This window comes from Streptomyces sp. S.PB5 (genome assembly GCF_030403745.1).
Lineage (GTDB): Bacteria > Actinomycetota > Actinomycetes > Streptomycetales > Streptomycetaceae > Streptomyces.
The window spans coordinates 1-18,538 of record NZ_JAQMWP010000010.1 but is presented as its reverse complement, the minus strand read 5'-3'; the positions used below and the strand labels follow the sequence as shown (position 1 = coordinate 18,538).

Sequence of the window (18,538 nt, the reverse complement as noted above, 5' to 3'; positions counted from 1 at the left end):
GTCAGCGCCGGGTGCCGACGCCGACGAGGGTGCGCTCGTACGGGTCGAGGAGGGCGCCGGCGACCTTGGGGCCGACGCCGGTGATGACGCGCTGGTGGACCAGCGGGACGACGGCGTCGGTGGCGAGGATCCGCGCCTCGGCGGCCAGGGCGGCATCCTGTCGCTGCGCGGTGTCGGCGATGCCCTGGGCCTTCTTCACCGCCTTGTCCACGTCGTTGTCGCACAGCAGCGCCAGGTTGTAGCTGCCGTCGCAGGTGTGGTCGCTGGCGAGGACCGAGACGGGGTCGCCGGTGTCGACGAGGCTGTTGCGGGCGCCGACGAAGGCGTCGAACCTGCCTGCCAGCGCGTCGCTCTCCAGCCGTGAGTACTCCCGCACCTCCAGTTCGACCTCGAACCCGGCCTTCTCCAGCTGCTGCTTCAACACCTGGGCGGCCTCGGGGAGTTCGGGCCGGTTGTCGTAGGTGGCGAGGGTGATCCGCGCGCCGTCCGGGTCGGTGGCCGCCGCGCGGCCCCGCGGCTCAGACCTCTTGCCCTCGGCCCAGGTCACGGCGGGGCCGTAGACACCGGCGCCGGTGTCGGCGTAGCCCTCGTAGACGCCCTCGGCGAGCGCGGAGGTGTCCACGGCCTGCCGGGCGGCGGCCCGCAGACCGGCGTCCTTGAAGACGTCGGACTCGGTGTTGAGCAGCAGGCTCGTGGTGCGGGTCGTGGCGGTCGCCTTGCGCAGGCCCTTGTCGAGGGTGGCGGCCTGGGCGACGGGGATCGCCTCGGCGAGGTCGACCTGGTCGGTGCGCAGGGCATTGGCGCGGGCGGTGCCGTCGGCGATGAACTTCACGTCGATGCCGGAGGCCTGGGCGCGGCCGCCCCAGTAGTCGTCGTAGCGGTCGAGGGTGGCGGCGGTGGCGCCCATGGTCCCGGTGAGCTCGAAGGGGCCGGTGGCGTGGCCGACGGGGTCGGCCTTCTCGCCGTAGGCCTTCGGGGAGAGGACGGCGAGGCCGGGGCTGGACAGGCGCAGCGGCAGTACGGGGTCGGGGTCCTCGGTGGTGACCCGGACGCCGGTGGCTCCCTCGGCCTGCGCGGTGAGGGTGACGCCGGAGAGCGCGGCCGGGGCGGGCCTGGCCTCGGTCGCGTGGGTGAGGGCGGCGGCGACGGCGGCCGGGGTGACGTCCGTGCCGTCCTGGAAGGTGGCCTCGCGCAGGGTGAACAGCCAGGTGCGGTCGTTCTCGCGCCGCCAGGACGCGGCGAGCGCGGGGGCCGCGGCGCCGTTGGCGTCGAGCGAGGTCAGGCCCTCGGTGACGCCGAGGCGGCTGAGGATGGTGGCGTCGGCGCCGTAGGGCGAGAGGTTCTCGGCGGGCGGGAAGGCGAGGGCGACCCGCAGCCGGCTGCCGTCGCCGGCCCCGTCGGCCGGGCCGCCCGAGCCGGCGGAGGCGAAGCAGCCGGTGAGGGCGGGGGCGAGCAGGAGGGCGAGCAGGAAGCGCGGTCGCGTCATTCGGTCCGGCCTTGTCGGGATGCGCGGTCGGGTCACTCGGTCATCGCCCCATCGGGATCTCGAAGTGCAGGACGTCGTGCACGCCCTCGGGGTCCTCGCGCTCGTCGTGCACGAGCTTGCCGAGGGAGTGCCAGAAGGCTTCGGCGCCGGCCACGGCGGGGTCGGTGTGCAGGTACACGGAGCGGTAGCCGCCGTCGTCCACGGCGAACTCCATGAGCTGCGCGACCAGGCGCCGGGCGAGGCCGCGTCTGCGGTGCCCGGGGCGGACGTAGACGCGGCGGAGTTGTGCGGTGCGCCCGGACGGGAAGCGTTCGGTGACCTGGCGCGGGTTCGGCGGGTGGGCCGGGCCGCGGGAGTCGAGGGCGCCGGTGGCGACGATCTCCCCGGTCTCCGGGTCGGTCGCGACGAGGAGGGTGTGCCGGTCCGGGACCAGGTAGGCGGTGGCCGGGTCGATGATGTCGCCGTGCCAGCGGGGCACGTACCCGGTGCCGAAGTCGCGGTAGACGGTGTCGAGCATCACGGCTCGTACACCGTCCAGGTCGTCCGGGCCCGCGGCCCTGATGCTGTAGTTACGCACTTGCACATCATATGCATTAAGTGGAAGACCCCTGATCACCAGGGGATTTGACAGTGATCGACAACACGCCTTAAACCTACCGACATGACATCCATTTTCAAAAACGGTTTACGAGCCGCGCCGGGGTGGTGCTGATGCGCATCGCCTTCGTCGGCAAGGGCGGCAGCGGCAAGACCACCCTGTCGGCGCTCTTCTCGCGCCACCTCGCACAGTCCGGCGCCCCCGTCCTCGCCGTCGACGGGGACATCAACCAGCACCTGGCCGAGGCGCTGGGCCACGACGGGGAGCCGCCGGCCGCCCCTCCGCTGGGCGCGCGCCTCGGGGACATCAAGGAGTATCTGCGCGGCTCCAACCTGCGCATCGCCTCCCCCGAGGCCATGATCAAGACCACTCCGCCGGGCCGTGGTTCCCGGCTGCTGCGGCTGCTCGGCGACGACGAGCTGCACGCCCGGCACGTCCGGCGCGTGGGTGAGGTGCCGCTGATGGTCACGGGCGAGTTCGAGGAGAGCGACCTCGGAGTGGCCTGCTACCACTCCAAGCTCGGCGGGGTGGAGCTCTACCTCAACCACCTCGTCGACGGCCCCGGCGAGTACGTGGTCGTCGACATGACCGCGGGCGCGGACGCGTTTGCCTCGGGCCTGTTCACCCGCTTCGACCTCACGTTCCTGGTGGCGGAACCCACCCGCAAGGGCGTCTCGGTCTACCGCCAGTACCGTGACCACGCCCGTGAGTTCGGCATCCGGATCGCCGTGATCGGCAACAAGGTGACCGGCGAGGACGACCTGCTCTTCCTCAAGGAGGAGGTCGGGGACGACCTGCTCACCCACCTGGTCCAGTCACCGTTCGTACGGGCCGCCGAACAGGGCCGGGAACAGGGCGGACTGGAGTCCCTGGAGTCCCACAACCGGCACGCCCTGAACGTCCTGCGCGAGACGGTCGACGCCTGCCCCCGGGACTGGGCGACGCTCCATCGCCATGCCGTCGAGTTCCATCTGCGCAACGCCCGGGCCTGGGCGGGCGAGGACCTGGCCACCCAGGTCGACCCGGAGTTCGTACCGGGACCGGCCTCCCTCATCTGATCCCTTCCGCCACCTCGCTGCCTCCCCCTCTCACTCCCAACGCACAGACAGGACAAGCCCCTTCATGTCTCTCGACGTCTCCCCGAAGCTCCTCGCCGAAGCCGAGCACGGTGACATCCGCGAGGAGGACTTCGTGGACACCGTCCGTACGTCCCTCCCCTACGCCTACGACCTGATCGCCTCCCTTGCCGCCGAACTCCACGACGGCACGGCCGAGTTCACCGACAACCAGACCCCTCCCCCGTCCGAGAAGGAGCGCGGCCAGCTGCTGCGGGCCCTCGCCAGCGACGCGATCCGCGGCAGCCTGGAGCGGCACTTCGGGGTGGCCCTGGCCTTCCAGAACTGCCACCGGGTGGCCGCCTTCCGGCCGGGCGCGCAGGCCGGGGAGACGTACGGGCGCTTCACCTCGCTCCGCTCGCAGATCCTGAACCAGTCGCCGGAGTTCAGGGACTGCTGACCGCCTCCAACCGGGCGCGTATCGACGCGTCGGTGATCTCGGTGTCCGCAGCGAGCAGGAACGCCTTGCTGAGGATGAGCGAGAGCCGGTCGTCCTCGAAGGGCAGGTAGACCTTTCCGCCGGCCTTGCCCCGCGCGGGGACGATGCAGAGACAGGAGTGGTCGGGCTCCATCAGGATGTCGGCCGAGCCGAGATGGATGCGGTACGTCCGCAGGTCGCCCCTGACGATCAGGTGGCGGCCGTCGAGCGTGCACCGGTCGGCGATCTTCAGACGGGGCAGGATGCGTTCGAGGGCGTCGCGGCGCGCCTCGGCGGTCTCGGTCAGCTCGGCGAATCCGGCCCGCTGCCAGTAGGCGCGGGCCGGGCCCTGCTCGGTCCAGTCGGGGTCGGCGGCGATCGAGGTCACCCCGACGAAGGGGTCCACGTCCCGCATGGCCTCGCTGAAGACCAGCGGCGGCACCTCTCGGCGAGCGGGGCGTCCCGCCAGGTGCCGTCGGTCCGGTGCTCGAAGGTGACCCGGTCGGTGGAGGCCACCGCGTCGCCGTCCGCCCAGCTGACGTAGTCGTGCAGGAAGGCGGCCCGCCACTCCCCCGCGCCCAGGGTGCGCACCGCGGCGGCGCCGTCCCCGTCGCCCCAGGGTCCGAGTCTGCGGCTCGTCCAGCCGCGCGCCCGGAACAGCGCGAACATCCGGTGGTAGTCGACGAGATGGGCGGCGTAGCGCAGGGAGTGGTCGCGGGTCTCCTCCTCGGCCGGGGTGAGCCGGTAGATCTCGCGGAACGCCTGCTTGAAGGGCTGGCGCAGCTCCGCGTCGACGAGCCGGTCCCGCCAGGCCCGTACGGCGCCGGCGGCGGAGCGGATCGGGTGCCACAGCCGCACCGGGGCGTCCTCGGGCGCGTCGGGGAGGTCCTCGATCGCCGGCAGGACGGCCCGCCACGCTCCGGGCGCGGTCCCGAACTCCCAGATCAGCCGGCGTACGACGGACCGGGCGAGCGGATGTCCGGCCAGTTCGGTGCGCCACCAGCCGTACGGGTGGACGGCGTCGACGGTGAAGCCGCCCTCCAGCGCCCGGGCGAGGGTGCCGAGTTGGATGTCGACCCGTTTCACCAGGTCGCGCAGCTCCTTGAGCAGGCCGGCATGGTCGCGGCGGACGGACGCGGGCACGGTCTTCAGCGGGCGGCCGTCCTTCTCCCAGGTCAGTTCGGCCCGCTCGGTGACCGTGACGACGGCCGTGCAGCCGTCGGCCGTCTCCCGGCGCAGTACGCCGTCGTCGTCGAAGCCCGCTCTCGACAGCCACAGGGCCACCTCGGTCCGCTCGGCCAGGGCCGGTTCGACCTGCCCCAGCAGCTTGTCGAGCCGCCCCGGCACTCCGGCGTGCCGGGTGCGGGATCGCGCGGCGCGGATCGCGGTGACCGCTTCCGGGGTCGGGAAGTCCCGTGCGGCGCGGACCGGTTCGTACAGCAGGGCCTGCGAGGGCACGGTCTTCGCGGTGCCGGGGGCGACCGCGACGCCGGGCACGATCCGGTCGAGGAGCTCCGGCAGCCACGGTTCGTCGCACAGCAGTGCCACCCGCGCGGCCTGCCCGAGCACCTCCACCTCACGGGGTGTGAACGCCTTGTCGGACCGGTAGGGGAGCTCGCCGCCGTGCAGGGCGTCGATCCGGTCGGCCGCCGTCTCCAAGGCGCGGCGGGCGAAGGCGGCGTAGGCCGGGATGCCGGCCGCGTCCCGCCAGATGTCCGGCCCGGACGGGGGCGGTTGATAGGTGTCGACCTGATCGATCCCTGCCAGGAGGGCCCGTTCGGCGGAGGTCAGGGCGACGACGGCGTCGATCTCGTCCAGGGAGATGGGCCCTCGGTCCCGTCGCAGCCGGTCGGCGGCCGATCGCAGCGTCGTCGCGTCCGCGAGTCCCGCGACCGCCAGGAGCGCGTAGGGGTGCTCCGGGTTCCCTCTCGGCAGCAGGTGCCCGGTCAAGGCGCGGGCGGGGGCGGAGAGTTCGGGCCACGCTCCGGTGCAGCGCGCCAGCGCGGTCACGGCCGGGAGGAGGTCCACCGCTTCCCCGGCCTCGGCGCGCACGACGAGCGCGTCGAACATCCGACGGCACGCGTCGGGTGTGGGGCGCCCGTCCTGATCCCTGTGAGACATACCGGGGATCATGACAGGCGCCACTGACAACGCGGCCGTTCCGCTGCGGGCCTCAGGCCAGCAGACCTCAGGTCAGCAGGGCGAGCAGCCCGATCCCGGGTTCCAGCACTCCGGGCCGGCCGAGGGCGCGGAAGTCGGCCTCGACGTCGTGCGGGAGCCCGGCCAGGAACGGTTCGACCGGGCGGGCCGGCTTCGGGCGTTCGGTGCGCGGCCCGTCGGGGAACCGGCGCGCGAGATCGGCGTCCAGATCCCGCTCCGCGTACCCGACGCGTTGATCAACGGTGAGAGGCACACGGTGAAGGCCGGCCTGGGACATCGGACGCGGGTGGGGACGCGTCAGGATCGGCCTCGGAGGAACGCGGCCGTCGTCGCCACGAACCGCTCCGCGTCGTCGAGCCACGGGAAGTGCGCCGCACCCTCCTGGACCGCGAGCTCCGCGTCCGCGAACAGCCCCGCGTACTCGGCCATCGCACGCCGGGGCCCCGCCACGTCCGCCTCTCCCGCCAGTACGAGCACCCGTCCCGCGAACCCGGCCAGGGCGGCACGCGTGGCCTCGGGGGCGAAGGCGCCCTCGGAGCCGTAGACCCTGGCCGCCTCGTCGTTGCGCTGCTCGTCCTCGGCCGCCCGGACCGCCTTGGCCTCCTCGTCCCAGCGGGCGAACCAGAACGGGGCGACGGCCTGCCAGGCGTCGGGGACGGGACGGCCGGAGTTGAGGGACTCCAGGGCCGCGTACGCCGTCGGGAACCACTCCTCGTCCCGGCGCAGACGTGCCGTGCCGAGGCGCTCCTCGACGGTGATGCCGATGCCGACCGCGTACACGCTCGGGGTGATCAGGGCGAGGCGGGCGACACGGTCGGGGTGGCGGGCGGTGTAGAGGGCGGCCAGGTTGGCGCCGGCGCTGTGGGCGAGGAGATCCAGACGGTCCAGGCCCAGTTCCTTCTGCAGCGCCTCGACGTCGTCGACCTGGCGGTCGCAGCGGTACGACGCCGGGTCCTCGGGGGTCGCCGAGTCGCCCGTGCCCCTCAGGTCCAGGCGGATCAGGGTGCGGTGGGCGGTGAGGCCGCCCAGGTCGCCGAGATAGGCCGAGGCCTGCATCGGGCCGCCGGGGAGACAGACCAGGGGCGGGCCCTCGCCGGTGGCGTGGTAGGCGAGGAGGGTGCCGTCGGGGGCGGTGAAGGTGGGCATGACGTGAGGCTTTCAGCATGGCTGAGCTGTGGCAACGCATTAACGCCGCGCGTTCGTCCCGTCACGGGCGAAGGGCCGGGCGGTCGATCCGCCCGGCGCCTTGAATGCCGCTGTTGTCCGCGCCGCTCAGCTCGACGACTTTGCGCCCTGCCGCGCGTAGTACCACCAGGTGACGGCGATGCAGGTGACGTAGAAGGCCACGAAGCCCCACATCGCGCTGGTCACCGCGAAGTTGGCGAACAGGGCCGGGATGAAGAGAAGCCGTAGGCAGGGCCTCGGTGTACTCCGGGGTGCCTTCGGTGAGGCCCTTGAGGGGCGGCCTCGATCACTCGGGTGGTCGAGGCCGCCATGCCGACGAAGGAGAGGATCGTGACACGGGCGCCGCCGATCCTGTCGGCGATCCAGCCGCCGGCCCAGCGGGCGAGGGCGCCGAGGGCCGGGCCCGTCCAGGCGTAGGTGGCGACGGAGCAGGCCGGGAAGGCGGTCTTGATCAGCATCGGCAGGGCGGCGGCGAAGCCGATGAAGGAGCCGAAGGTGCCGACGTAGAGCCAGGTCATCACCCAGGTGTGCTTGCGGCGGAAGATCACCTTCTGCTGGGCGAAGGACGACGAGGCCGTCTTGAGGTTGTTCTGGCCGAACCAGGCGATGGCCGCCGGCACGATCAGGACCGGGACCCAGACGAAGGCCGCGTTCTGGAGGTGGACCGTCTCGCTGGTCCGGGCGTTCTGCCGGCCCGAGCCGATCGCGATGACCGAGCTGGTGATGACGATCGGGGACAGCAGCTGGACCACCGAGACGCCGTGGTTGCCGAGGCCGCCGTCGATGCCGGTCGCGTTGCCCTTCTCTCGCTTGGGGAAGAAGAAGCGGATGTTGGCGAGGGAGGAGGAGAAGAGATGGCGCCGCCGGCTCCGCAGAGGGCCGCGATCATGGCCATCGTCATGAAGGACGTCGAGATGTCCTGGATCGCGTAGCCCAGCCGGACCAGCGGGACGATCAGGACGACGGTGGACACCGCGGTGAAGGTGCGCTGACCGATCCTCGGACCGAGGAAGGTGTAGATCATCCGGGCGGTGCCGCCGGTCAGGCCGGGGATCGCGGTGAGCCAGAACAGCTGCGAGGTGGAGAAGCTGTTCCGGCCCACCGCCCGCCCGGTCAGGCCGCGTGCCGCTCCCGTCCCCGGTGCTCCCGGACGATCTCCGCGTAACGGTGTCCCGAACCCTTGATCGTGCGGGTCTGGGTGGCGTAGTCGACGTGGACGAGACCGAAGCGCTTGTCGTAGCCGTAGGCCCACTCGAAGTTGTCCAGCAGCGACCAGGCGAAGTAGCCGGCCAGCGGGGCACCCTTGCGGGCTGCGGACGCGCAGGCGGCGAGATGGCGGGCCAGATAGTCCTGCCGCTCGGGGTCGTCGACGGTACCGTCCGGGCGTACGGCGTCGGGGTAGGCGGAGCCGTTCTCGGTGACGTACAGCTTCCGGGCGCCGTACTCGTCGGTGAGCCGGAGCAGCAGGGTCTCGATGCCGCTCGCGTCGATCTCCCAGTCCATGCCGGTGCGGGGGACGCCGGCACGGCGGACGGAACGGACGTAGGGGGCCGGGCCGTCGGGGTCGTCGGCGACGGTCTGCGGGAAGTAGTAGTTCAGGCCGAGCCAGTCGAGCGGGGCGGCAATGGTCTCCGAGTCGCCCGCGCGGGCGGGCAGTTCGACGCCGTAGACCTTCCGCATGTCCTCGGGGAAGCCGCGGCCGTGGATGGGGTCCAGCCACCAGCGGTTGGTGTGGCCGTCCATGCGGCGGGCGGCTTCGAGGTCCTCCGGGCGGTCGGTGGCGGGGTGCACGGTGGAGAGGTTGTTGACGATGCCGACCTGGGCGCCGGGGGCCGCCGCGCGGATGGCCTGGGTGGCGAGGCCGTGGCCGAGGAGCAGGTGGTAGGAGGCCCGGACCGCCGCCGTGAGGTCCGTCCAGCCGGGGGCCATCGCCCCTTCCAGGTGGCCGATCCACGCCGAGCACAGGGGCTCGTTGAGGGTGGTCCAGTGGTTCACCCTGTCACCCAGTCGCTCGGCCACGACCGAGGCGTACGCGGCGAAATGTTCGGCGGTGTCGCGGGCGGGCCAGCCGCCGCGGTCCTGGAGGACCTGGGGCAGGTCCCAGTGGTAGAGGGTGACGGACGGGGTGATGCCGGCGGCGAGCAGTCCGTCGATCAACTCGTCGTAGAACGCGAGGCCCTTGGCGTTGACGGGACCGTCGCCGCCGGGCACGATCCGCGGCCAGGCCACCGACAACCGGTAGGCGTTGGCGCCCAGTCGGCGCATCAGACCGATGTCCTCGCGCCAGCGGTGGTAGTGGTCGCAGGCGATGTCGCCGGTGTCGCCGTTCGCCACCTTGCCCGGGGTGTGCGAGAAGGTGTCCCAGATCGACGGCGATCGGCCGTCCTCCGTCACGGCTCCCTCGATCTGGTAGGCGGCTGTGGCCGTGCCCCACAGGAAGTCGTGCGGGAGTGCGGCGAGATCGATGGTCACGTAAGTCCTTTCAGGAGTGGTCACTTGACGGCGCCCGCCGTCAGCCCGGCGACGAGATAACGCTGGAGGAGCAGGAAGCCGGCCACCACCGGGACGCTCACGACCAGTGAGGCGGCCATGATCTGGTTCCAGTACACGTCGTAGAGCGTGGAGTAGCCCTGGAGGCCGACGGCGAGGGTGCGGGTGGTGTCGTTGGTCATCACCGACGCGAACAGCACCTCGCCCCAGGCCGTCATGAACGCGTAGACGGTGACCGCGACGATGCCGGGGATCGCGGCCGGTACGACGACCCGGAAGAGCGCGCCGAGCGGCCCGCAGCCGTCCACCAGTGCCGCCTCGTCCAGGTCGCGCGGCACCGAGTCGAAGTACCCGATGAGCATCCAGATCGAGAACGGCAGGGAGAAGGTGAGATACGTCAGGATCAGCCCGCCGCGCGAGCCGAACAGGGCGATGCCGGTGGCGTTGCCGATGTTGACGTAGATCAGGAACAGCGGGAGCAGGAAGAGGATGCCGGGGAACATCTGCGTCGACAGGACGGTGACCGTGAAGACGCGCTTGCCGCGGAAGTCGTAGCGGCTCACGGCGTAGGCCGAGAAGACCGCGATCACCACCGAGCAGACGGCGGCCGCGCTCGCCACGATCAGGGAGTTCACGAAGTACCGGGCGAGCGGGACCGTCGACCAGATGTCGATGTACGGCTGGAACGTCACCTCGCTGGGAATCCAGCGGAACTTGCCGGTGACGTCCGCGAGCGGCTTCAGTGAGCTGGAGAGCATCACGTACACCGGCAGCAGGACGAAGCCGGCGAGCAGGGTGAGGAAGACGCGCCGGGTCCACAGGAAGGACCGGGGTGGCGCCATGGGGGAGCTAGGCACGTGACGCCCTCCGTCCGCGTGTGGTGAGGGCGAGGTACACGCCCGTCACGAGGAGCAGGAACAGCAGCAGGAGCACGGACATGGCGGAGCCGGTGCCGAAGTTCCAGGTGACGAAGGAGGCTTGATAGATGTGGACCGAGATGAGGTCCGCGGCCTCCGGTGCCGACTTGCCGAACAGGACGTACGGCGTGTTGAAGTCGTTGAACGTCCACAGGAACAGCACCAGGATCAGCACCTGGTTGACGGCGCCCAGCGAGGGCAGGGTGATGCGGCGGATCTGCTGCCACATCCCGGCGCCGTCGAGGGCGGCCGCCTCGTACAACTCCCGTGGGATGTTCTGGAGTCCGGCCATGACGATGAGGAAGGCGAACGGCCAGCCCTTCCACACGGACACGACCAGCAGGGCGATGAAGCTGTTGTCGCCGATGAGCCAGAAGGACGGCTTGTCGGTGAGGCCGAGCTGGTCGTGCAGGACGTGGTTCACCAGGCCGTTGTCGTGCTGGAACATGAACACCCAGGTGATGACGGCCGCGTAGACCGGCAGGGCGTACGGCACCAGGAACAGCGCGCGCAGCAGACCGCGGCCGCGGAAGGTGTCCTGCATGCAGATCGCGGCGGCCGTGCCGATCAGCCAGCACAGCCCGACCGAGGCGAGCGTGAAGCCGACCGTGACGAGGAAGGAGTGCAGCAGGGCCTCGCCGACGGGGGCGTCGAAGTCCACCGACATACGGAAGTTGTCGAGGCCGGCCCACGGCGCGGCGCCCCAGTCGCGGATGTAGAACTGGGTGAGCTCCTTGAAGCTCATCACGATGCCGATGACCATCGGCACGAGATGGACGAGGAGTTCGAGGATCAGGGCGGGCAGGAGAAGCAGATAGGGCAGTCCGATGCGGCGGATGCGGCCGGGGACGCGACGGCGCGGTCCACGCGTCGCCTTGTCGCCCGACTCCCCCTTGTGCACCGGGAGTTCGACGGTACTGGTCATCCGGGTCACGCCGCCGGCATCTGTGCCTGGGCCTTCTCCAGGGCCGCCTTCACCGATTCGGTGGTCACCGCGCGACCGGCGGCGGCGTCGGCGAACAGGCCCTTGATGGCTGTGCCGACCGCCGTCTCGAACTGCGACTCGTCGGCGACCTGCGGGGCCGCGACCGCGCTGGTGGCGAGGGTGTTCTTCAGGACGCCGTTGGCGGGGGTGTTGAAGGCCGCGTCCGCCTGGGCGCCCTTCACCGGCGGGATGGAGCTGTAGGCGGTGTTGAGGATCTTCTGCTCGGCGTCGCTCGTCATGAACTTCACGAACTTCTTCGCGCCGTCGAGGTTGTCGGAGTTCTTGAAGACGGCCAGGTTGATGCCCATCACCATCGAGTTGACGCCGGTACCGGTGCCGGGGGTGCCGGACTGCACGGGCACCGGGGCGATACCGAAGGAGTCCTCGCTCATGCCCTGGGACTTGAGGTTCGCGGACGCCGACTGCCACAGCAGCATCGCGGTCCTGCCCTTGGCGAAGTCGCTGACCGACTGGTTCTGCGCGTACTCGGCGTTGCCCGGCGCGATGACCTTGTCCTTGGCCATCAGGTCGACGAACTCCTTGACGCCGGCGACCGCCCCCTCGCCTGTGAAGTCGGGCTTGCCGTCAGCCGTGAAGAAGTCGCCGCCGTGCTGCTTGGCGAAGACGACCGCGTGGTGGATGTTCTCGGACGGGTTCGCGCCCTCCACGCCGAGCGCCCACTTGCCGCCCTTGGACAGCTTCTTGCCGTCCTCGACGAACTCGGCCCAGGTGGCGGGCGGTTGGGATATGCCCGCGTCGGCGAACATCTTCTTGTTGTAGTAGAGCGCGTAGGCCATCGAGTACAGCGGCACCGCGGCCGGGTCCTGGCCCTCGGCGCCCGTGGACCCGAGGGCGGAGTCGACGAAGCGGTCCTTGCCGCCGATCGCCTCGAAGTTCTTCGCGTCCCACGGCAGCAGCGCGCCGGTCGCCTGCAGCGAGGCGCTCCAGGTGTTGCCGATGTTGAGGACGTCGGGTCCCTGGCCCGACGTCGTCGCCGTGAGGATGCGGTTGAGCAGGTCCGACCAGGGCACGACCTCCAGCTTCACCTCGATGCCGGTCTGCTTCTCGAACTTGTCGAGTTCCGGCTGGAGGACCTTCTTGTCGACCTCGACGCTCGCCCCCTGGTTGGAGGCCCAGTAGGTGAGCGTCTTGGGCGAGTCGTTGGACCCGCCCTCGGTCGACGAACCGCCTCCGCAGGCCGACACGGCCAGGGCGAGAGACAGGATGACGGCGCCTACGGCCGCGGCTCGGTTGCTGCGCATGGCTCCTGGTGTCCCTTCAGGGAATGCACTCACGGCTTAATTTAGGACGTGAGTTAAATGCCGCGGGTTCGGGACGTCAAGGGGTTGCGCAGCGGGAGTTCGACGGGGAAGCACGGTCGGGACCGGGCCGTTCACTTCCTGAAGGAGGGAGCCCGGGTGGCCGCCCCGCGCAAAGGTGGTCCCTCCCGCGTACGGGAGGGACCACCCCGGTGGCTCGCTACCGCTGGGCCGGTGTCACGGCCGACGGCGCCGGGGCGTACCCCGTGGGCCGGGCCGTGAACGTGCCCCGGCCCTGCGTCCGGCTGCGCAACCGGGTCGCGTAGCCGAAGAGTTCGGCGAGCGGCACCGTCGCGGTGACGACCGTCGAACCGGCCCTGGTGACCGAGCCGCTGACACGGCCGCGCCGGGCCGCCAGGTCACCGAGGACCGAGCCGACGGCGGTGTCGGGCACGGTGACCGTGACCTCGGCCACCGGTTCCAGCAGGACCACCGCGCAGGCACGCAGGGCTTGCCGGAGCCCGAGCCGGCCCGCCGTGCGGAAGGCCGTGTCGGAGGAGTCCTTCACATGGGTCGCCCCGTCGGTGAGGGTGACCCGCAGCCCGGTCACGGGATGACCGGCCAGGGGCCCCTCGGCCAGGGCGTCCCGGCAGCCCGCCTCGACGGCCCGGACGTACTCCTGCGGCACCCGCCCGCCGACGACGGCCGAGCGGAACTCGAACCCGGCATCCAGGTCGAGTGGCTCGACGTCGAGGACGACATGCGCGAACTGCCCCGCGCCACCGTCCTGTTTGACGTGCCGGAAGACGTGTCCGGACACGCCGCGCACAACGGTCTCGCGGTGGGCGACCCGCGGCCGCCCTGCGTTGACGTCCACCCCCTGGTCCCGCCGCACCTTCTCCAGCGCGACCTCCAGATGCAGTTCGCCCATGCCGGACAGCACGGTCTGCCCGGTCTCCGGATCGGTCCGCACCACCAGCGACGGGTCCTCCTCGGCGAGCCTCGCGAGGGCCGAGGCCAGCCGGTCGGTGTCGGTGGACCTGACGGCCTCGACCGCCACGGAGACGACCGGTTCGGCGACCCCGGGCGCTTCCAGGACGAGCGGGGCGCCCGGCGCGCACAGGGTCGCCCCGGCGCGGGCCGACTTCAGCCCGACGACGGCCACGATGTCCCCGGCGAGCGCCCGGTCCACCTGGGCGTGCCGGTCGGCCTGCACCCGCAGGATCCGCCCGACGCGCTCGGTACGCCGCGCACCCGCGTCCATGACGACGTCTCCCTTCCCGATCGTCCCGGAGTACACCCGGAGATAGGTGAGCCGCCCCGTCGGAGTGGCGTTCACCTTGAACACCAGCGCCGCGAAGGGTGCCGCCGGGTCGGCGGGCCGCTCCTGCCCTTCGTCCTCGCCGGTGCCGCGTACGGGCGGTACGTCGAGGGGTGAGGGGAGGTACGACACGACCGCGTCCAGCAGTGGCTCGATACCGCGGTTGCGGTAGGCCGAGCCGCACAGGACGACCACGGCGTCGCCGGTGCGCGTGAGGTCGCGGAGGGCGCCGACGAGGGTGCGCGCGTCGAGGGCCGACTGGATCTCGCCGACCGTGGACCGCTGCTCGTCGACCCTGGACGGTTGCTCGTCGACCGTGGACGGTCGCTCGTCTGCAGTCGACTGCCGCTCGCCAACCGTCGACCGCTTCTCGCCGACCGTCGATCGCATACAGAACTCCTCCAGCGCACCCGCGTGCAGTTCGGCCACCGCCTCCTCCAGCAGCCTGCGCCGCCGCAGCGCCTCCTCGCGCATTCCGGCCGGCACCTCTCCTGTGACCATGCCACCGTCGTCGGTCCAGGTCAGGGCCCGCATGTGCACCAGGTCGACGACACCGCGGAACCCGTCCTCCGTACCGATGGGCAGCTGCACGACCAGCGGAGCCGGATGCAGGCGCTCCCGGATCGACTCCACGGCGGTGTCGAGGTCGGCGCCCGCGCGGTCCAGCTTGTTGACGAAGGCGATCCTCGGTACGCCGTACCGGTCGGCCTGCCGCCACACCGACTCGCTCTGTGGCTCGACGCCCGCGACGGCGTCGAACACGGCGACCGCCCCGTCGAGCACCCGCAGCGAACGTTCGACCTCGTCGGCGAAGTCGACGTGCCCCGGGGTGTCGATCAGGTTGATGCGGTGACCGTCCCAGGCACAACTCACCGCCGCCGCGAAGATCGTGATGCCACGGTCGCGCTCCTGGGAGTCGAAGTCGGTGATGGTGGTGCCGTCGTGGACCTCGCCACGCCGGTGCGTGGTGCCGGTGGCGTAGAGGATCCGCTCGGTGACGGTGGTCTTGCCGGCGTCGACATGGGCGAGGATGCCCAGGTTGCGGATGACGGCGAGGGAGTTGAGGTCGGTGCGCACGGCCCGTGGCCTTTCGGTCGGTGTGATGCAGGGCGGCGCGATTCCCGGAGCAGGCGGCATGAACGGAACTGACGGCACGTCAATCCGTAGACATCTACCGTCAGTTGGTGATCAGACGTGCGTCCGGGGCATTCGGTGCCGGCCGCGCAGCGGGCACCGGACGGACGAGGACACGAGGATCACGTCGTACGACGACGGGGGAACGACGACAGCGGCGCGGTCTCGCACGGCCGGTCTCCCCTCACTCGTCGGTCCTCATCAGGAAACGCCCCCCACCGATGCGGGCGGCGCGTGTCGCGTGGTGAGTGTAGGGAGACGGCGACACCCGGGTCATCCGATTTTCCGGCGTCACCTCGACCGGACCCTCGGGCCGCCGTCAGGGCCGGAGCCGGGCCGCGACGAGGGCGATGTCGTCCTCGGGGTCGGTGGGGGCGGCCTCGGCGAGTACGAGGTCCAGGAGGCCGCCGGGGTCCAGGCAGGCGGCGCCGGTGCGGATGCGGGTCAGACGGTGCAGGGAGGCGTCGATGTCCTCGTGACGGCGTTCGATCAGGCCGTCGGTGTAGAGCAGGAGGGTGTGCCCGGGCTCGTAGGGGCCCGCGAACGGGACGTACTGGCGGTGGCCGGTGCCGAGCGGAGGCCCGGGGTTCACGGGGAGCAGCGCGGCGCGGCCGTCGGGGCCGAAGAGGACGGGCGGCAGGTGTCCGGCGCTGGCGTAGGTGCAGGTGGCACGGCGTGGGTCGATGACGGCGGCCACACAGGTCGCGGGGCGTTCGGCGCCGGTCGTGTGGAGCAGGTGGTCGAGTTCGCGCAGGATCCGGTCGGGCGCGGACTCACGGGCGGCGATGACCCGCAGCATGGCCTGGTAGCGGCTCATGGCGACGGCGGCGTCCAGGCCGTGGCCCATGACGTCACCCAGGACGAGGAGGGTGCGGCCGTGGGCGAGAGGGACGGTCTCGAACCAGTCGCCGCCGACGAGCACGCCCCGTCCGGCGGGCCGGTAGCGGTAGGCGACGTCGAGGCCGGGGTGCGGGGTGCCCGGCTCGGCGAGCAGGGCGCGCTGGAGCTGGACGACGGCGTTGTGCTCGGCGGTGTAACGGCGGGCGTTGTCGAGGCTGATGGCCGCCCGGCCCGCGAGGTCCTGGGCGATGACGGCGTCGGTCTCGTCGAACACGGGTGAGCCGTCGGCCCGGACCATGCTGACCGTGCCCACGTCGTGGCCGCGCGCGGTGAGCGGCACGATCAGCGCGGAGTGCAGGCCCGCCGCGCGGTAGGCGGCCACCCTCCTGGCGTCGGGCGCGGAACGGCGCAGCTCGGCGTCGGTGGGCACGTTGTCGATCACCGGGCGGCCGGTGGCGAGGCAGCGGGGGATGGCGGAGCCGGGCTGGTAGTCGACGTACTCGCCGGGGCGGCCGAGGCTGCGGACCACGGCCTCCAGTTCGGGCGTCGAGGCCATGGCGGCGCGGAGCAGCCGCAGGGTGCCGTCCGTGGGCGTACGGCTGCTGCCTCGTTCGGGGAAGACCTCCACGGTGGCCGCGTCGGCGAGCTTGGCCACCAGGAACTCCGCCAGCTCCTGGCAGGTCGTCGTCATGTCCAGGGTGGTGCCGATGCGGGTGGCGGCCTCGTCGAGGAGGGCGAGGCGCTCCTGGGCGCGCTGCAGCTCCAGCTGCTCCTGCCGGGCGACCGAGATCTCCAGCAGGATGCCGACCAGACCGACCGGCCGGCCCTCGTGCTCCAGCCGGTGGTAGGCGCCGTGCCAGTAGCGGCGCTCCACGGGCGAGTCGGCCCGGGTGTGGCCGCTGGAGACCGTCTCGCGCGAGATGCCGTCGGCGATGACGGCGAGCAGCACGTCCTCGCGCGCCTCGACGTCCGGCACCACCTCGGCGACGGTCCGCCCCAGGTGCTCCTCGGCGGGTACGCCGTTCATGCGGGCGAGCGTGGGATTGACGTACCGGTAGCGCAGCTCGGTGTCGAGCACGCCGATCGCCGCGGGCGTCCCGTCGAGGATCTGTGCCAGCAGCTCGGGCACATGCGCCGACGGGGCGCCCCAGAAGTCCGGGTCGCCCTCCCCCGGCGCCGCGCGCTCACCCCGGGTCCGCTCCTGTCCCACACCGGCATACGACCATGGCGCGGACGTGCTCGCACGCGGAGTCGCCCGGAAAACACTTTGTGCGGGCCGAGACCATGCTCGACCCGCACAAAGGAACTGCTCTGTTGCTCTGCTCTGTGTCCGAGGGGGGACTTGAACCCCCACGCCCGATAAAGGGCACTAGCACCTCAAGCTAGCGCGTCTGCCATTCCGCCACCCGGACTAGGTGTCTGCCGCCTTGCCGGGGGTGTTCCCCGCGGCGACATGGACAACAATACCAAGCTTTCGGAGTGCCTTTCACCTGCATATCCGTGGCCTGGGCGGTGGTCCTGAGCGGGCGGCCGGAGCGACTTTCACGGCCTCACCGTGAGCGACCACGCGGTCACGCACGGCCCGGCCGGAGTCGGTCGGGGCCGGTCGCGGGGGCGACCTCGGCAGCGGCGTCCCGGCCTCTACTTCTCCCGCTCGTGGTACATCTTCCGCGTCTGCTCCGTGTGGGCCCGCATGATCTCCGTGGCGCGCTGTTCGTCGCGGTCGGCGATCGCCGCGATCAGCTCACGGTGCTCGGTCCAGGACTGGCGGCCGCGCTGCCGGGCGACCGGGGTGTAGTACCAGCGGACGCGTCGGTCGACCTGGGCGGCCAGCTCCGCGAGGACGGCGTTGCCGGCGAGTTCGATGATCTTCGCGTGGAGCCGGGCGTTCAGCGCGACCGCGGCGTCCACGTCGTCGGCGGCGACCGCGCGCTCGCCCTCGGCGCACAGCTCCTCCAGTACGCCGATGGCGGCGGAACCCGCGTTGGCGGCGGCGAGCCGGGCGGCTTCGGCCTCCAACAGGGTCCGGACGGTGAGGAGTTGGTCGGCCTCTTCCTCGGTGGGCTCGTGCACGAAGGCGCCCTGGGCGGGCCGGAGATCGACCCACCCCTCGGTGTTCAGCCGCTGCAACGCCTCCCGCACCGGCTGTCGGGAGACCCCTAGGTGACCGGCGAGTTCGCTCTCGACCAGGTGCTGTCCGGGCTGGAGGGCGCGCGTGATGATGAGTTCGAGGAGGGCCTCGTAGACGCGGTCGCGCAGCGGTCCGGGGCGTTCGAGCTTGGGCACCGCACCCTGCGGCAGTCCTGTCGTCGACAACATCACGACCCCTCTCGCCAGCGCCGTCGCTGCATCGAGAGCCCAGTATGAATTGGCTTTCGCCTACAGTCTACGGCGCACAAACGCCTGGACATCCGGGAGTTGGGCCCCTGGAAGCGGTGCCGGACGGGGGGTGGCGGGCGGTTCCCGAACCCTTGCTGCCACCGGCTCCATCCTGTAGACAATATTTCGTCGACAGAGTTCGATACGTTTTCGACAGTTCCGCGGTACACCCTCGACCGGACGGAGCACCCACACAGTGAAAGTCGCAGTCCTCGGCGCCGGAGCCATCGGCGCCTACGTCGGCGCCGCCC

Annotated in this window: 17 protein-coding genes and 1 tRNA gene; 3 read left to right on the top strand and 15 right to left on the bottom strand. The window is 71.4% G+C overall.

Features of this window, described 5'->3' with window-relative positions; all coding sequences use genetic code 11:
* Position 1: 1 nt before the first annotated feature.
* The gene (locus PH203_RS25900) at positions 2-1,486 is read right to left on the bottom strand and encodes an ABC transporter substrate-binding protein (RefSeq protein WP_289922898.1); all 1,485 of its coding nucleotides are present in this window, start codon (positions 1,484-1,486) and stop codon (positions 2-4) included.
* Positions 1,487-1,526: 40 nt separating this feature from the next.
* Positions 1,527-2,063, bottom strand: a complete 537-nt coding sequence (locus PH203_RS25895) for a GNAT family N-acetyltransferase (RefSeq protein ID WP_289922897.1) — start codon at positions 2,061-2,063, stop codon at positions 1,527-1,529.
* A 134-nt stretch (positions 2,064-2,197) separates the two neighbouring features.
* On the opposite strand from PH203_RS25895, the gene PH203_RS25890 reads away from it, so the two are divergent.
* Positions 2,198-3,142, top strand: coding sequence for an ATP-binding protein (locus PH203_RS25890; RefSeq protein ID WP_289922896.1), 945 nt, complete (start codon positions 2,198-2,200; stop codon positions 3,140-3,142).
* Between the two features lie 64 nt (positions 3,143-3,206).
* Positions 3,207-3,599 carry an SCO5389 family protein gene (locus PH203_RS25885; RefSeq protein WP_289922895.1) on the top strand — a complete coding sequence of 131 codons (393 nt, stop codon included), beginning with the start codon at positions 3,207-3,209 and terminating at the stop codon, positions 3,597-3,599.
* Here the strand turns inward: PH203_RS25885 and PH203_RS25880 are convergent.
* From PH203_RS25880 to PH203_RS25860, 5 genes are all read right to left on the bottom strand, one after another.
* A complete protein-coding gene (locus PH203_RS25880; RefSeq protein ID WP_289922894.1) occupies positions 3,586-4,032 on the bottom strand; it encodes a hypothetical protein in 447 nt (148 codons plus the stop codon). The two genes, PH203_RS25885 and PH203_RS25880, sit on opposite strands and share 14 nt — an antisense overlap.
* A complete protein-coding gene (locus PH203_RS25875; protein WP_289922893.1) occupies positions 4,002-5,738 on the bottom strand; it encodes a DUF4132 domain-containing protein in 1,737 nt (578 codons plus the stop codon). The genes PH203_RS25880 and PH203_RS25875 overlap by 31 nt, the downstream gene beginning before the upstream one ends.
* A 67-nt stretch (positions 5,739-5,805) precedes the next feature.
* On the bottom strand, positions 5,806-6,030 hold the full coding sequence (locus tag PH203_RS25870) for a hypothetical protein (RefSeq protein WP_289922892.1): 225 nt from the start codon (positions 6,028-6,030) through the stop codon (positions 5,806-5,808).
* A 44-nt stretch (positions 6,031-6,074) separates the two neighbouring features.
* Complete coding sequence (locus PH203_RS25865) at positions 6,075-6,923, bottom strand: alpha/beta hydrolase (protein WP_289922891.1); 849 nt, start codon at positions 6,921-6,923, stop codon at positions 6,075-6,077.
* A gap of 221 nt (positions 6,924-7,144) precedes the next feature.
* A complete protein-coding gene (locus tag PH203_RS25860) occupies positions 7,145-7,714 on the bottom strand; it encodes a hypothetical protein (protein WP_289922890.1) in 570 nt (189 codons plus the stop codon).
* 9 nt (positions 7,715-7,723) lie between these two features.
* Here PH203_RS25860 and PH203_RS25855 point away from each other — a divergent pair, with 9 nt between their 5' ends.
* The gene (locus PH203_RS25855) at positions 7,724-7,894 is read left to right on the top strand and encodes a hypothetical protein (RefSeq protein WP_289922889.1); all 171 of its coding nucleotides are present in this window, start codon (positions 7,724-7,726) and stop codon (positions 7,892-7,894) included.
* A gap of 181 nt (positions 7,895-8,075) precedes the next feature.
* Here the strand turns inward: PH203_RS25855 and PH203_RS25850 are convergent, their stop codons facing one another.
* The 8 genes from PH203_RS25850 to PH203_RS25815 form a co-directional block, all read right to left on the bottom strand.
* A complete protein-coding gene (locus PH203_RS25850; RefSeq protein ID WP_289922888.1) occupies positions 8,076-9,434 on the bottom strand; it encodes a GH1 family beta-glucosidase in 1,359 nt (452 codons plus the stop codon).
* Between the two features lie 20 nt (positions 9,435-9,454).
* Positions 9,455-10,294: a carbohydrate ABC transporter permease gene (locus PH203_RS25845; RefSeq protein WP_289923223.1), complete on the bottom strand. Its 840-nt coding sequence runs from the start codon at positions 10,292-10,294 to the stop codon at positions 9,455-9,457.
* Positions 10,295-10,301: 7 nt separating this feature from the next.
* Positions 10,302-11,294, bottom strand: a complete 993-nt coding sequence (locus tag PH203_RS25840) for a sugar ABC transporter permease (protein ID WP_289922887.1) — start codon at positions 11,292-11,294, stop codon at positions 10,302-10,304.
* A gap of 5 nt (positions 11,295-11,299) precedes the next feature.
* The gene (locus PH203_RS25835; protein ID WP_289922886.1) at positions 11,300-12,616 is read right to left on the bottom strand and encodes a sugar ABC transporter substrate-binding protein; all 1,317 of its coding nucleotides are present in this window, start codon (positions 12,614-12,616) and stop codon (positions 11,300-11,302) included.
* Positions 12,617-12,833: 217 nt separating this feature from the next.
* The gene (locus tag PH203_RS25830) at positions 12,834-15,011 is read right to left on the bottom strand and encodes an elongation factor G (protein WP_289922885.1); all 2,178 of its coding nucleotides are present in this window, start codon (positions 15,009-15,011) and stop codon (positions 12,834-12,836) included.
* A gap of 376 nt (positions 15,012-15,387) precedes the next feature.
* On the bottom strand, positions 15,388-17,037 hold the full coding sequence (locus PH203_RS25825) for a SpoIIE family protein phosphatase (RefSeq protein ID WP_289923222.1): 1,650 nt from the start codon (positions 17,035-17,037) through the stop codon (positions 15,388-15,390).
* 198 nt (positions 17,038-17,235) lie between these two features.
* A tRNA-Leu gene (locus PH203_RS25820) sits at positions 17,236-17,320 on the bottom strand.
* A gap of 229 nt (positions 17,321-17,549) precedes the next feature.
* Complete coding sequence (locus PH203_RS25815) at positions 17,550-18,227, bottom strand: GntR family transcriptional regulator (protein WP_289922884.1); 678 nt, start codon at positions 18,225-18,227, stop codon at positions 17,550-17,552.
* Between the last annotated feature and the right edge of the window lie 311 nt (positions 18,228-18,538).

Excerpts from the sequence above, each read along its gene's own strand:
- PH203_RS25840 (WP_289922887.1), bottom strand. The coding sequence starts at position 11,294 with ATGACCAGTACCGTCGAACTCCCGGTGCACAAGGGGGAGTCGGGCGAC.
- PH203_RS25845 (WP_289923223.1), bottom strand. The coding sequence starts at position 10,294 with ATGGCGCCACCCCGGTCCTTCCTGTGGACCCGGCGCGTCTTCCTCACC.
- PH203_RS25815 (WP_289922884.1), bottom strand. The coding sequence starts at position 18,227 with ATGTTGTCGACGACAGGACTGCCGCAGGGTGCGGTGCCCAAGCTCGAA.
- PH203_RS25875 (WP_289922893.1), bottom strand. The coding sequence starts at position 5,738 with ATGTCTCACAGGGATCAGGACGGGCGCCCCACACCCGACGCGTGCCGT.
- PH203_RS25835 (WP_289922886.1), bottom strand. The coding sequence starts at position 12,616 with ATGCGCAGCAACCGAGCCGCGGCCGTAGGCGCCGTCATCCTGTCTCTC.
- PH203_RS25865 (WP_289922891.1), bottom strand. The coding sequence starts at position 6,923 with ATGCCCACCTTCACCGCCCCCGACGGCACCCTCCTCGCCTACCACGCC.
- PH203_RS25885 (WP_289922895.1), top strand. The coding sequence starts at position 3,207 with ATGTCTCTCGACGTCTCCCCGAAGCTCCTCGCCGAAGCCGAGCACGGT.
- PH203_RS25890 (WP_289922896.1), top strand. The coding sequence starts at position 2,198 with ATGCGCATCGCCTTCGTCGGCAAGGGCGGCAGCGGCAAGACCACCCTG.
- PH203_RS25900 (WP_289922898.1), bottom strand. The coding sequence starts at position 1,486 with ATGACGCGACCGCGCTTCCTGCTCGCCCTCCTGCTCGCCCCCGCCCTC.
- PH203_RS25880 (WP_289922894.1), bottom strand. The coding sequence starts at position 4,032 with ATGCGGGACGTGGACCCCTTCGTCGGGGTGACCTCGATCGCCGCCGAC.